We start from the raw sequence: 13,640 nt of genomic DNA, 5'->3' as shown, positions 1-13,640 counted from the left end.
GGCGGTCCGGACGGGGGTCCGCACGGGCGGCCGAGAGGCCCCGGCGCGGGCTGCCAGGGTCCGGGCGCGCCGGACAGGTGGCTCCGCCCCCAGGATTCGAACCCGGACCGCAAGGCACCAAAGGCCTGCGTGCTGCCATTACACCAGGGCGGACCGGCGGCCGGACCGGGTCGCCCCGGCACCGCACGCCGTCGGCGGACCAGTCTGCCAGTCTCCGCACGGCATGATGGGCGCGTGACCTCCGACACCAGGCGACCTCCCCGGTCCCGCATGACCGGTTCACAGCGCCGGGAGCAGCTCCTCACCGTCAGTCGCCGCCTCTTCGCGGAGAAGGGCTTCGACGGGACGAGCGTCGAGGAGATCGCCGCGCGGGCCCAGGTCTCCAAGCCTGTCGTCTACGAGCACTTCGGGGGCAAGGAGGGCGTGTACGCCGTCGTCGTCGACCGCGAGACCCGTGCGCTGACGGACGCGCTGACGGCCGCGCTCGAGGAGGGCGGGCACCCGAAGATGCTCGTCGAGCGGACCGCGCTCGCGCTCCTCACGTACATCGAGACCTCGACGGACGGCTTCCAGATCCTCGTGCGGGACTCACCCGTCGCGCAGGCCACCGGGACGTTCTCGAGCCTCATCGGTGACGTCGCGACGCAGGTCGAGCACCTGCTCGCCGACCAGTTCACGCGTCAGGGCCTCGACCCGAAGACGGCGCCGATCTACGCCCAGATGCTCGTGGGCATGGTCGCCCTCACCGGCCAGTACTGGCTCGACGCACGCAGCCCCGACAAGCACGAGGTCGCCGCGCACCTCGTGAACCTTGCCTGGAACGGCCTGTCAGGCCTCGAGCGCCACCCGACGCTGATCACCCCGCTCAACGCCTGACGCGAAAGTATCTCGACGTCAAGTAAACTCGGGCCATGACGGCTGACAGCACCGGGGACCGAGGCGCGGACGCCGCCCTCGAGCACCCGCGGGACGAGGTCGACCGCATCGTCGCGGCGTGGGCGCGGGAGCGTCCCGACCTCGACGTGACACCCTTGACCGTCCTGTCCCGTGTGACGCGGCTCGCGCGCTACCTCGACCTCGCGCGGCGCGGATCGTTCGCCCGGCACGGGCTCGAGACGTGGGAGTTCGACGTGCTCTCCGCACTGCGCCGCGCAGGCGCGCCGTACCGCCTCTCCCCCGGTGCGCTGCTGACCCAGACCCTCGTGACGAGCGGCACGATGACGAACCGCATCGACCGCCTGACCGAGCGAGGGCTCGTCGAGCGCGGGCCGTCGCCCGACGACCGGCGCGGGGTGCTCGTGGAGCTGACGCCGCTCGGGCGCGCCCGGGTCGACGACGCGATGGCTGACCTGCTGATGGTCGAGCGCGGGCTGCTCGGCGACCTGGCCGACGCGGACCGGTTGCGGCTCGCCGACCTGCTGCGCGACCTCGTCGCACCGTTCGACGCCCCCTGAGCTGACCCAGCGGCCGGCACCACCGACAGGTCAGCCGACGCCGACGACCGGGTCCGTGCGGCGCCAGACCTGCACGCTGCCCGTCGTCGGACCTGCGACGAAGTGCCGCCTGAGGTAGCGGCGCGCGACAGGCCCGAGGTCCCTGCGGGGTGCGCTGGCCAGCAGGAAGGCCACGTCGCTCTGGGCGAGCTGCTGCGCGATCTCGCTGTCCAGGGCCGCGAGCGCCGCGGCCGGGTCCGGCTCGGAGTACGTCGCCATCGTCAGGCCGAAGAGGTCGGGCTGCCCGGGGCACCCCTGCTCGATCTGCTTCCGGGACAGGTCCGCGACGATCAGGAACTGGACCTCGCGCACCCAGACGCAGCCGTGCGCCTCGCGGGCGAGGACCGTCGCCGACACCGCTGCACCGGGGCTCAGCGCCGGCAGGGTCGCCACGAGCGTCACGAGGACCGCGACGGCGACGGCACCGAGCCGGACCGTCGAGGCCCGTCCCGCGACGCGCCGAGCACCCCAGGCGGCGCCCGCACCCACGACCAGCGCGAGCGGCACGGTGAGGAACGCGTCGTAGTGGAGGTAGTGCGACGGTGCCACCACCAGCGCCGCGAGGTGCGCTATTCCGACGACGAGCCACCAGACCGGGTCGGGCCACTGGCTCAGCGGTGTCCGGACCCTCCGCGCGAGGGCGACCACCAGTCCGACGACGACCAGCGCCGCCACCCCGACGACGAGTGCGTGGAGCGACTCGCCTGGCGGACGCGGACGGTGCAGCTGCGCGCCGACGACGTCGTGCCACATCGGCCCGGGCGCGACCAGCGCGAACGGACCGACGACGACGACCAGGGCCGCGGCGCACCCCGCGACCCAGCGCCAGGCCGGCCGGCCGTGGCGCACAGCCACGATCGCGACGAGCAGCACCACGTCGACCAGGGCCCAGACCTTGACCGACGCGGCGAGCCCGATCGCGGCGCCGCCCAGGACGAGCGCGCGCCGCGAGCGGTCCGACAGGGGGGACGTCGCTGCCCGGGTCGCAGCCACCGACGCGTCGAGCCCCGGCCCCTGCCCCGCGGACGGCGTCCGACCTGGACGCCCGACGGCGGTCAGCGCGGTCAGCGCGACGACGAGCCCGAGGGAGAGCGCTCCCTCGAGGAGCGCGACCCGGTCGGCCGCCACGGCGGGGCCGAACATCGCCGCCACCGCACCGCCGATCCCCCCGGCGAGGAGACCCCGCGGCAGCAGGAGCCGGGCGACCAGCACGGCCGTGAGGGCACCGATCCCCGCGGCGAGGCAGCGGCTGACCGCGAGCGCGCTCGGCTCGCCGACGAGCTGGCCGAGCCACGCGATCGGGACCTGCGCGAGCACCACGCCGGGCGGGTGCACGAACAGGACGTCGCGGTAGGTCACCTGCCCGGCGAGCAGCCGCTGCGCGACCTGCAGGTGCACACCCTCGTCGTAGGACATCGCCCCCCGGAGCAGCCCGGCGGCGACGACAGGTCCGATCCGGACGACGAACGCGAGCAACCCCGTCGCGACCAGCAGCACCCGGGCCGCGGACGCAGGGGTCAGTCCTCCTCCGCGACCTCGAGCCATCTCTCCTCCAGGGTCGACCGCTCGTCGTGGACGGCGCGCAGCTCGACCTCGAGAGCACCGAGCTTCACGTAGTCGTCGGCGACCCCGACCATGCGCTCGTGGAGGCCGGTCTCCTTGCGGGCGAGCAGCTCGAGGCGGCGCTCGATCTTCTGGAGCTCCTTCCGGCTCGCGCGGGCGTCGGCGGCGCTCACGGGGCCTGCGTCGCCCGACCGGTCGTCGACCGCCGCCGGTCGGCCCGACGCGCTCGACGTCGCGGCTGCCTTCGCGGCACCGGCCTCGTCGGCCGTCGCCGTCCGGCGCAGCTCGAGGTACTGCTCCACGCCGCCAGGCAGGTCCCGGATCGTGCCGTCCCCGAGCAGCGCGACCTGGCGGTCGCACACGCGCTCGAGCAGGTACCGGTCGTGCGAGACGACGATCAGCGTCCCGGGCCAGCCGTCGAGCAGGTCCTCGAGCGCGGCGAGGGTGTCGGTGTCGAGGTCGTTGGTCGGCTCGTCGAGGAGCAGCACGTTCGGCTCGCCGACGAGCAGCCGCAGGAGCTGCAGGCGCCGCCGCTCACCGCCCGACAGGTCCCGCACCGGCGTGCGGGCGCGGTCCTTGGTGAAGCCGAGGCGTTCGACGAGCTGCGCGGCCGTGAGCTCCTTGCCGCCCGCGACGACCGTCCGCTTCTCGCGCTCGACGACCTCGACGACGCGCAGGTCCGCGAGCTCGTCGAGGTCCTCGACGTCCTGCGTGAGCTCGGCGGTCTGGACCGTCTTGCCGCGCTTGACCCGGCCCGACGTCGGGTCCTGCGTCCCGGACAGCAGGCGCAGCAGGGTCGTCTTGCCGGCGCCGTTCACGCCGACGACGCCGTACCGGTCCCCCGGGCCGAGCCGCCACGTGACGTGGTCGAGCAGCGGCGGTGCGTCGCCGAACCGCATCGTGACGTCCTCGAGGTCGAGCACGTCCTTGCCGAGCCGGCTCGTGGCCATCCGGGTCAGCTCGAGGCGGTCACGGGGCTCCGGCTCGTCGGCGATGAGCGCGGTGGCCGCGTCGATCCGGAACTTGGGCTTGGACGTGCGCGCGGGCGCCCCGCGGCGCAGCCATGCGAGCTCCTTGCGCAGGAGGTTCTGGCGCTTGTCCTCGGTGACCGACGCCGACCGGGCGCGCTCGGCCCGGGCCAGCACGTACGCGGCGTAGCCGCCCTCGTACGCCTCGACACCGCCGTCGTTGACCTCCCACATCCGCGTGCAGACCGCGTCGAGGAACCAGCGGTCGTGCGTGACCACCACGAGCGCGCCGTTGCTGCGCGCATACCGGGCCGCGAGGTGCTCGGCGAGCCACGCGACCCCCTCGACGTCGAGGTGGTTGGTCGGCTCGTCGAGGAGCAGGATCTCGTCGTCGCGCACGAGCAGCGCCGCGAGGGCGACCCGCCGGCGCTGGCCACCCGACAGCGTCGCCACGTCGTCCGTCAGCTCGAGGTCCCGCAGCAGACCGGCGTGCACCTCGCGGATCCGCGGGTCCGTCGCCCAGGTGTGCTGCTCGGCATCGCCGTGCACGAGGTCGCCGACCGTCGATCCGGCGGGCAGCTCGTCGCGCTGGTCGAGCAGCGCGACACGGACGCCTCCGGCACGCGTGACACGGCCGGAGTCGGGCTCGCGAAGCCCGGCCAGGACACGCAGCAGGGTCGACTTCCCGGCACCGTTCGGGCCGACGACGCCCGTCCGGATGCCGTCGTCGATGCCGAGGCTCACGTCGTCGAGCAGCGTGCGGGTACCGAGCGTCAGGGAGACGCTGTCCGCGCCGAGCAGGTGGGCCATCGAGCTCTTTCCGTACGAGGGGACTGCGAGGGGACACAGGGGGCGTGCTGGGCCGAGCAGGGACGCTACTCGTGCCCGCTCTGGATGATGCGTGCGCCGGCGACCGGCCCGACAGCGGTGAGCACCGAGTCGGCCACCCCGGCGGCGGTGAAGGCTGCGGCGAGGAGCAGCGCGTGCTGGCGGCTGCGCGCGAGCGCGGCGACCGTCGGGCCTGAGCCGGAGACGATGGCTCCCAGCGCACCGGCGTCGTGCGCCACGGCGATCGCCTCCGCGAGCCCGGGTGCGAGCTCGAGCGCGGCCTCCTGAAGGTCGTTGTGCAGCGCGAGGCCCACAGCGTGCGGGTCGCCCGCCCGCAGGGCCTGCAGCAGCGCGACGTCGGACCCCGGAACCGCACGCACCGTCGGGTGCAGGTCGTCGAACGCGGCGTACACCCGCGGCGTCGACAGCCCCTCGGCCTGGAGCGCGAACGCCCAGTGGTACTCGCCGCGACTCAGGGCCGGGGCCAGCTGGTCGCCGCGGCCCGTGCCGATCGCCGTGTGCCCGAGGAGACCGAACGGCACGTCCGACCCGAGCGCTGCGGCGAGCTCGTGAAGGACCTCGCGCGGCAGGCCGGTGCGCCAGAGCGTGTCGCACGCGAGGAGGGTCGCGGCCGCGTCGGCCGACCCGCCCGCCATGCCACCGGCGACCGGGACCTCCTTGTGGATGTGCAGGTGCACGTCGGCGTCGAGACCGACGTGGTCGGCCAGCGCGCGCGCGGCACGTGCCGCCAGGTTCGTCTCGTCCGTCGGGACACGGTCGGCCTGCGCGCCCGTGACCGTCAGGGTCAGCCCGGTGCCGGCGCTCGCCACGACGTCTTCGTAGACCGAGACGGCCTGGAAGACGGTCGACAGCGGGTGGTACCCGTCGGGCTCCCGGCGTCCGACGCGCAGCGAGAGGTTGATCTTGCCGGGCGCCCGCACGCGGACCTCACGCTCGGAGCGGGCCTCGGGCCTGATCAGGCTCACCGGTCCGCCGTCCCGGGTGCAGCCGACGCCTCGGCGGGACTCTGCGGGGCTGGCACCGCCTGCGCCGCCAACGCGGTCGCGATGCGCGCGAAGCCGTCGATGTCGATGCGCTCCCCGCGTGACTGCGGGTCGACGCCGGCCGCCTCGAGCGCACGCACCGCGGCATCCGGCGAGCCGGCGAGCGGCGCGAGCGCCGAGCGGAGCATCTTGCGCCGCTGCGCGAACGCCGAGTCGACGACCGCGAAGACCTGCTCCCGCGTCGCGACGGTCACGGGCGGCTCGCGCCGGTCGAGCCGGACGAGGGCCGAGTCCACGTTCGGGACGGGCCAGAAGACCGAACGGCCGACGGTCGACGTACGACGGGCCGACGCGTACCAGGCGACCTTGGCCGACGGGACGCCGTACACCCGGCCGCCGGGCGGTGCAGCCAGTCGGTCGGCGACCTCCGCCTGGACCATGACCAGGACACGTTCGAGCGTCGCGAACCGTTCCAGGAACGTCAGGAGGACCGGCACCGACACGTTGTAGGGCAGGTTCGCCACGAGCGCCGTCGGCGGCGGGCCCGGCAGCTCGCGGACGTCGAGCGCGTCGGCGCCCACGACCGTGAGCCGGGAGGCCGCGTCCGGCTGGTGGGCGGCGACGGTCGAGGGCAGCAGCCGGGCGAGCACAGGGTCGATCTCGACCGCGACGACACTCGCGCCGGCCTCGAGCAGACCCAGCGTGAGCGACCCGAGGCCCGGTCCGACCTCGACGACCCGCTCGCCCGGCTCGATCTGCGCCTGCCGGACGATCTTGCGCACGGTGCCGCCGTCGAGCACGAAGTTCTGCCCGAGCGTCTTGGTGGGCCGCAGGCCCGCACGCTCGGCGAGCTGCCGGATCTCCGCGGGCCCGAGCAGGGGTCCGGGGTTCTCGGTCATGCGCCCGAGCCTACGGCCCCCCGGACCCACCTCGCCTCAGCTGAAGAGGTTCTTCCCGCAGACCGGCCACTGGCCCGCGCCCGAGCGGTTGTAGAGCATCTTCGCGCGAGCGGTCTGCTCGTCGGCCGAGGCCTGGGACGGGAGCCCGGCACCGCCGACGCCCTGCCAGGTGCCGACCGAGAACTGGTACAGGCCGTAGTACAGCCCGTTGCTCGAGACGATGGTCGGGTTCCCGCCCGACTCGCACCGCGCGAGAGCGGCCCAGTTCAGCGAGTCCGCGCTGCCGCCTGCGGCGACCGGCGTCCCGGCTGCCGCTGCCACCTTCGGCGCCGCGGTGACGACAGGCTTGGGCTTGGTCCCGACATGCACGACCTCGTCGACCGGGGCCTGGCTGACCACGTCGGACACGGGCACGCGCGAGGTCTCGACGCCATCGACGGTCGTCACGGTCTCGACGACGGTACGCACGCCGGCGACACCCTGCGTCGTGACGCGCTTCTTGCCGACGACGAGCGCCGGGTCGTCCTGCGTCACGGTCGCTGCGGGGATCTCGGTGGTCGTCGTCACGTCCTGCACGACGACGCGGCTGACGACGACGAGCACGCCGTCGGACGCGGGCTTGACGGCCACGGTGTCGAGGTCGCCGAGCGTGATCCCGAGCTGGTCGAGCACCTGGGCGACGGTCGTCGACCCGTCCGCCGCGGTGAGCGTGGTCCCGTCGACCTGCACGTGCGCGGGCCCGTCGATCGTGAGCTCGAGCGCGAGGAAGGGGCTGCGCCGCTCGGTCGACCGGGAGGCCACGAGCTGGACGTCCGCGCCGCGGGCGCTGAGCGTGTCGAGCGCCTCGGCCGCGGTCAGGGCGGTGGTCCAGACGGTCTGCTCGACCCCGTCGGTCATGACGGTCACCTCGTGCGCGTGGCGCACGACGATCGCGGCGCCTTCGCGGAGCGCTCCGGCGGGGGCGACCGTGTCGCGTTCGCCGAGGGTGATGCCGTTCTGGGCGAGGAGCCCGTCGACGGAGCCCGAGTAGGTCGTGACGGTGGAGGCGACGCCGTCGACGTCGAGCGTGACGGTCTTGTTCGCCTGGGCGTAGACGGCGGTGCCGGTCGCGAGGACGGTGATCGCGGCGAGGCCGGCGATCAGTCGGACGCGGCCACTGCCGGTCTCGCGGGAGGTCTCGCGGGAGGAGAGGCGTGCGCGGAGGGTGGACAGCGGGGCGGTGGCTCGCTCGGCGTGGCCGGCGGGACGAGTCGTACGGTTCACGTGGTTCCAGACGTCGCGGGGTCCGGGCACGGGGTGCGGGATGCGCCGCATGCGGCGCCCGACGGCTCGACGCCACGAGGTGGCGCCATGCGGAGCGGGTCCTGGAGGGAGGACTCGCCCGTCGGTCCCGGATCCTCGATCCGGCCGTCACGACCCGGTCGGCGAGAGCCTCTGGGCCGGTCGCACGGAGATCGTCGGGCCGCGGACGGCGGGTGACGATCGACTATGCGACACGGAACCGTAACTGATTGACGCTCGAGTTTCCCAGCGATGTGACAAGGTTCACCCGGTCCCGCGGCGCGTCGCTCCCCAATTCCGGGTAGGCATCGTGCGCCGCCGCAGGGTCACGGCAGGGTCGCCGCAGGGGTCAGTACCAGCCCTTGGCCTGGAACGACGACCACGCGCCGCAGGGGTCGCCGTAGCGCCCGCCGATGTAGTTCAGGCCCCAGGTGATCTGCGTCGCGGGGTTCGTCCGCCAGTCGTCGGCGACGCTCGCCATCTTCGATCCGGGCAGCGCCTGCGGGATGCCGTAGGCGCCCGACGACGTGTTCTCCGCGTTGACCCGCCAGCCGCTCTCGTGGCTCCACAGCGGCAGCAGGCACGCGAACTGGTCGTCGCCCCAGCCACGGGCGGCCGCGAGCTGCTTGCCGATCTCCTGGGCACTGCCGGGCGCGACCGCGACGACCGCCGGGTCGGGGAGCGCCTTGGTGCCGACCCGGACGACCTGGGTCACGGGGACGACCGTCAGGGTCGAGGCCACCACGCTCCGGTCGACCACGGCGCCGCCGACGATCGACGTCGAGTAGGTCGTCGTGCGGAGGCCGGCCCTGCCGCGCGTCTTGATGACCTTGTTCCCGGTGACGAGCGTGGGGTCGTCCACCTCGGTGGTGTCGAACGGCACGGCCTCGGTCACGGTCTGGCCGCCCTGGTGGGCCCGCGTGACGAGCACGACCAGCCCGTCCACCGCGGTCGCGTCGAGCGGGACCGAGACCTCGTCGCCCTCGTCGAGAACCAGGCCGATCTCGCGCAGCGCCTCGCGGACCGTCGCCGCGCTGCTGACGCCGTCGATGATCTGCCCGTCGACCACGAGGTGGATCGTCTTCTGGGTCGAGACGCGCAGGACCTCACGACCGAGCGAGGCCGAGCGCGAGGCCGAGAGCAGCGTCTGACCGCCACGCAGGTCGAGACCCTCGACCGCCTCACCGACGGTCAGGGCCGTGGTCCACACCGTCTGGGGCTTGCCGTCGACCTCGACGGCGATCTCGTGGGCGTGGCGGACGACGACCTGGGAACCCGAGCTGATCGGCTCGCTGAGACCCGGCGCGACCAGGTCGCGGTCGCCGACGCGGATCTTGCTGTCCGCCAGGACGTCGCCGACCGTGCGACCGAACGCGCTGAGCTGCACGGTCGCCCCGTCGACGTCGACGGTCACGGACTTGTGCAGGACGGTGAAGGCGCTCGTGGCACCGACGACGAGGGCCAGCACGACCGCCTGCGCGCCCAGCCGGGCCGTCCGGCCGAGCGGTGCGGAGCGTGCGGCCTGGGCCTGTTCTGCGCGTGCTCGTTCACGTCGCGTCTGCGGCGGATCGAGCGGTGGCACAGAGGACTCCTCGTGGATCGTGCAGGCGTTCTGACTCGTCATCGGGTCGGACCCGACCCGTCCGGCGCTCCCGGCGGCCGACCCGACCGTAACCGATCCGTGACCCGGACCGGAAGTCGCCCCTGGACATCTGCCCGACTTCTCACCCTTGTCTCATCCGCTTCGCCCGGTTTGCCACCGTCCGTAGACCGACTCGGACGTTGCGACGAGCGTCCGGCACAGGTCGTCGACCTCGAGGTCGAGCTCCGCCGCGATCCGTCGGACCGTGTGCGGCAGCAGGTACGGCGCGTTCGGCCGCCCGCGGTACGGGTGCGGCGTGAGGTAGGGCGCGTCCGTCTCGACGAGGACCTGGCTGAGCGGGACGGACCGCAGCGCCTCGCGCAGGTCCTCGTTCGCGCCGAACGTCACCGGCCCGGCGAACGACAGGTACCACCCGCGACCTGCGCAGTGCCGGGCCATCGCGGCGTCCCCCGAGAAGCAGTGGAAGACCGTGCGGTCCGGTGCGCCGTCCCGCTCGAGCACCTCGATGACCTGCTCGTGGGCGTCACGGTCGTGGATCTGCAGCGCGAGGCCGAGGTCCTTCGCGAGCGCGATGTGGGCGCGGAACGCCTCGAGCTGGACCGCGCGTCCTCGCGGGCCGGCGCGGAAGTGGTCGAGCCCGGTCTCGCCGATGGCGCGCACCCGGACGTTGCCGCGGGCGAGCGCCTCGATCGTGGCGATCGCGTCGTCGAGGCCGACGTCGTGGCGCGCGGCCGACGACGGCTCGAGACCGTCGGGCGCGATCTCCCGGACCCCCGCGTGCAGCACGGCCTCGTTCGGGTGGATCGCGACGGCGCCGAGCAGCGTGACCGCCAAGCCGCTCGGGTCCCCGGCCGACGACGACGCGCGAAGCAGACGGTCGGTCCACGCCGCCGCGTCGAGGTCGCAGCCGACCTGCACGGCTCGCGTCACCCCGACGGCCGCGGCGCGCTCCAGGTGGTCGCCGAGCGTGCGCGGTCCCTCGGGGTCCTCGACCGGGAAGTCGAGCAGCGACTCCAGGTGCGTGTGGTTGTCGACGACCGGCGACCCGAGCGGCTCGGGGTCCGGCGGCCAGCCCCGCTCGCGCGTCCGGGACCGGCTCACGACGCGGCCGGCTCCTCGATCCGCGGGAACAGCGATGCGCCCTTGGTGACGACGGTCCCGGCGGGCAGCTGCCCGAACCGGCCCGCGTCGGCGACCGGCTGCGCGGCGAGCGGGCCGAGCACGGGCTCGGCCCCGAGGGACTCCCACAGCGCCTCGGCGGCCTTCGGGATCACGGGTGCCAGCAGCACCGCGAGCGCCCGGAGCGCCTCGGCGGCCGTCACCAGGATCGTCGCGAGCCGGCCGCCCGGCACGCTCGCACCGGCGGCGTCGACCTCGGCCGGGTCCTTCGCGACCTTCCAGGGCTCCTGCTCGGTGAGGTAGCCGTTCGTGGTCTCGACGAGCGTCCAGATCGCGGCGATGGCCTCGTTGAGCGCGAGCCGGTCGATGGCCGCCTCGGCGTCGACGGCCGCGCGCGCGGCGACGGCCGCCACGTGCTCCTCGGCCGGGGTCAGCGGGCCCGCGTCGGGCAGCGTCCCGCCGAAGTACTTGCCGATCATCGCCGCGACGCGCGACGCGAGGTTGCCGAAGCCGTTCGCGAGCTCGGCGGTGTAGCGCGCGTGCAGGTCCTCCCACGAGAACGAGCCGTCCTGGCCGAAGACGATCGCGCGCAGGAAGTAGAAGCGGAACGCGTCCGAGCCGAACGTGTCGATGATCGAGCTCGGTGCGATGCCCGTGAGCTTCGACTTGCTCATCTTCTCGCCGCCGACGAGCAGCCAGCCGTGCGCGAACACCTGGCCCGGCAGCGGCAGGCCCGCGGCCATCAGCATCGCGGGCCAGATCACCGCGTGGAACCGCAGGATGTCCTTGCCGACGAGGTGCACGCTCGGGGGCCAGGTCCGCGCGAACTGCTCCTTGTCCGCCGGGTCGTCGGAGTCGAGCCCGACGGCCGTCGCGTAGTTGAGCAGCGCGTCGAACCACACGTACAGGACGTGGCTCGTGTCCCACGGGATCGGGATGCCCCAGTCGAACGTGTTCCGGGAGATCGACAGGTCCTGGAGGCCCTGCTTGACGAACGAGATCACCTCGTTGCGCGCGCTCGGGGGCTGCACGAACGTCGGGTTCGCCTCGTAGAAGTCGAGCAGGCGCTGCGTGTAGGCGCTCATCCGGAAGAAGTAGTTCTCCTCGGAGAGCATCTCGACGGGGATCCCGTGGATCGCGCAGACCTTGATCCCCTCGTACTCCCCCGTGCCGTCCACGAGGTCGCCGGGCAGCTTGTACTCCTCGCAGCCGACGCAGTAGGGGCCCTCGTAGGAGCCCGCGTAGATCTCGCCCTTGTCGTACAAGTCCTGGATGAAGGCCTGTACGCGCGTCTCGTGGCGCTCCTGCGTCGTCCGGATGAAGTCGTCGTTGCGCACGTCGAGCGTCTTCAGGACAGGCTTCCAGGCGGTCTCGACGAGACGATCCGCCCACTCCTGCGGGCTCGTCCCGTTCGCCTCGGCCGTGCGCATGACCTTCTGGCCGTGCTCGTCCGTCCCGGTGAGGAACCACACCGGCTCCTGGCGCTGACGGTGCCAGCGCGTGATGACGTCGGCCGCGACCGTCGTGTACGCGTGCCCGATGTGGGGGGCGTCGTTCACGTAGTAGATCGGCGTCGTCAGGTAGAACGTGGGGGTGGCCTCAGGCATGGCGCCATCGTAGGCGTGAGCAGGGGTGGGAGTCGTCGGCGTTCCGTGCCAGGCAGCTCGCGTCAGACGATGGTGACGCGCAGCAGCCGGTCGTCGCCCGCGCGCACGGTGCCGCGCCCGTCGGTGTTCCCCGTGAGCACCCACAGCGACCCGTCGGGCGCGACGGTGACGTTCCGCAGCCGCCCGTACGCCCCGACCAGCAACGGCAGCGGCGCGCCCACGGTTCCCGGAAGCAGAGGGACGCGCCAGAGCCGCTCCCCGCGCAGGGCCGCGAGGTAGACACCCTCGGACGTCACCGCGAGCCCGCTCGGTGACGCGTCATGGGTCGCCCACGTGGCGACCGGGCGGACGAACCCGTCTGCCGCCGAGCCCGGGTCGCCCTCGACCACCGGCCAGCCGTAGTTGCCGCCGGGCACGATGACGTTGAGCTCGTCCCACGTGTCCTGCCCGAACTCGGACGCGAACATCCGGCCGTCGGCCGCCCATCCGATGCCCTGCACGTTGCGGTGCCCGAGGCTCCACACGGGCGAGCCGGCCGTCGGGTTGCCGGGGGCCGGTGCGCCATCGGTCGTGATCCGCAGGATCTTGCCGCCGAGGCTGGCCGGGTCCTGGGCGAGCGCCCGGTTGCCGGTCTCGCCCGTCGTGACGTACAGGTACCCGTCCGGGCCGAACGCGAGGCGGCCGCCGTCGTGGTTCGACCCCTTCGGGATCCCCGCGAGCACCACGGTGGTCTCCCCGAGGCTCGCGCCGTCGAGCCGGGCGCTGAGCACCTCGTTGTCCCGCTCGGTCGTGACGTAGACGAACACGTGCACGGTGCCGTCCGCGTCCGGCCGCACCGCGATCCCGAGCAGCCCGCCCTCGCCCTGGGCCGCGGTCGCTGCGCGGATCGTCGCCGCGCCCGGCCCCCCGAGCGCGCTCACCGTCGCGGGGCCTGCTCCCCGGGCGTCGACCGCGACGATGCTGCCCGTGCCCCGCTGCGTCACGAGCGCGCGGCCGTCCGGGAGGAACGCCAGGCCCCACGGGACGTCGAGCCCCGTGGCCAGCTCGCGGACGTCGCCGATCTCGCCGCGCACGGCCACCGGGGTGGCGGACGGGGTCGCGGGGACCGGGGTCGCGATGGGACCTGCCGTCGTCGTGACCGGCGTCGGCACCGCAGCCGAGGAGACACCGGGCGACGGGTTGCCCGCCGTGCAGGCCGTGACGCCCGCGAGCGCGACCAGACACGCGGCGGCTCGCAGAGTCGGACGACGATCCCGCGAACGCATCGGTCCTCCC

General features: G+C 73.7%; 11 protein-coding genes and 1 tRNA gene. 2 read left to right on the top strand and 10 right to left on the bottom strand.

Annotated features, from left to right (window positions below):
- Nucleotides 1–78: 78 nt before the first annotated feature.
- Nucleotides 79–153 (bottom strand) — tRNA-Gln (locus tag DDP54_RS11350).
- 117 nt (nt 154–270) lie between these two features.
- Between DDP54_RS11350 and DDP54_RS11345 the strand changes: the two genes are divergently transcribed.
- A complete protein-coding gene (locus tag DDP54_RS11345; protein ID WP_109131828.1) occupies nt 271–876 on the top strand; it encodes a TetR/AcrR family transcriptional regulator in 606 nt (201 codons plus the stop codon).
- 35 nt (nt 877–911) lie between these two features.
- Nucleotides 912–1,454, top strand: coding sequence for a MarR family transcriptional regulator (locus DDP54_RS11340; protein ID WP_109131827.1), 543 nt, complete (start codon nt 912–914; stop codon nt 1,452–1,454).
- A gap of 30 nt (nt 1,455–1,484) precedes the next feature.
- Here the strand turns inward: DDP54_RS11340 and DDP54_RS11335 are convergent, their stop codons facing one another.
- The 9 genes from DDP54_RS11335 to DDP54_RS11295 form a co-directional block, all read right to left on the bottom strand.
- Nucleotides 1,485–3,038 carry a hypothetical protein gene (locus DDP54_RS11335; RefSeq protein WP_146192416.1) on the bottom strand — a complete coding sequence of 518 codons (1,554 nt, stop codon included), beginning with the start codon at nt 3,036–3,038 and terminating at the stop codon, nt 1,485–1,487.
- Nucleotides 3,011–4,834, bottom strand: a complete 1,824-nt coding sequence (locus DDP54_RS11330) for an ABC-F family ATP-binding cassette domain-containing protein (RefSeq protein ID WP_109131825.1) — start codon at nt 4,832–4,834, stop codon at nt 3,011–3,013. The genes DDP54_RS11335 and DDP54_RS11330 overlap by 28 nt, the downstream gene beginning before the upstream one ends.
- A gap of 65 nt (nt 4,835–4,899) precedes the next feature.
- Nucleotides 4,900–5,838, bottom strand: a complete 939-nt coding sequence (locus tag DDP54_RS11325; RefSeq protein ID WP_242448360.1) for a 4-(cytidine 5'-diphospho)-2-C-methyl-D-erythritol kinase — start codon at nt 5,836–5,838, stop codon at nt 4,900–4,902.
- Nucleotides 5,835–6,755 carry a 16S rRNA (adenine(1518)-N(6)/adenine(1519)-N(6))-dimethyltransferase RsmA gene (gene rsmA / locus DDP54_RS11320; RefSeq protein ID WP_109131824.1) on the bottom strand — a complete coding sequence of 307 codons (921 nt, stop codon included), beginning with the start codon at nt 6,753–6,755 and terminating at the stop codon, nt 5,835–5,837. The genes DDP54_RS11325 and rsmA overlap by 4 nt, the downstream gene beginning before the upstream one ends.
- A gap of 36 nt (nt 6,756–6,791) precedes the next feature.
- Complete coding sequence (locus DDP54_RS11315; RefSeq protein ID WP_277949592.1) at nt 6,792–8,018, bottom strand: resuscitation-promoting factor; 1,227 nt, start codon at nt 8,016–8,018, stop codon at nt 6,792–6,794.
- Between the two features lie 367 nt (nt 8,019–8,385).
- Nucleotides 8,386–9,618, bottom strand: a complete 1,233-nt coding sequence (locus DDP54_RS11310) for a ubiquitin-like domain-containing protein (RefSeq protein ID WP_242448359.1) — start codon at nt 9,616–9,618, stop codon at nt 8,386–8,388.
- A gap of 153 nt (nt 9,619–9,771) precedes the next feature.
- The gene (locus tag DDP54_RS11305) at nt 9,772–10,740 is read right to left on the bottom strand and encodes a TatD family hydrolase (protein WP_109131821.1); all 969 of its coding nucleotides are present in this window, start codon (nt 10,738–10,740) and stop codon (nt 9,772–9,774) included.
- Entirely contained in the window at nt 10,737–12,365 is a 1,629-nt protein-coding gene (gene metG / locus DDP54_RS11300; RefSeq protein WP_109131820.1) for a methionine--tRNA ligase, read from the bottom strand. The genes DDP54_RS11305 and metG overlap by 4 nt, the downstream gene beginning before the upstream one ends.
- A 62-nt stretch (nt 12,366–12,427) precedes the next feature.
- A complete protein-coding gene (locus DDP54_RS11295) occupies nt 12,428–13,630 on the bottom strand; it encodes a PQQ-dependent sugar dehydrogenase (protein WP_109131819.1) in 1,203 nt (400 codons plus the stop codon).
- Nucleotides 13,631–13,640: the final 10 nt, after the last annotated feature.

It is taken from the genome of Cellulomonas sp. WB94, assembly GCF_003115775.1.
GTDB lineage: Bacteria > Actinomycetota > Actinomycetes > Actinomycetales > Cellulomonadaceae > Cellulomonas_A.
The sequence above is the reverse complement of the archived record's forward strand: the minus strand, read 5'-3'. Positions and strand labels throughout refer to the sequence as shown.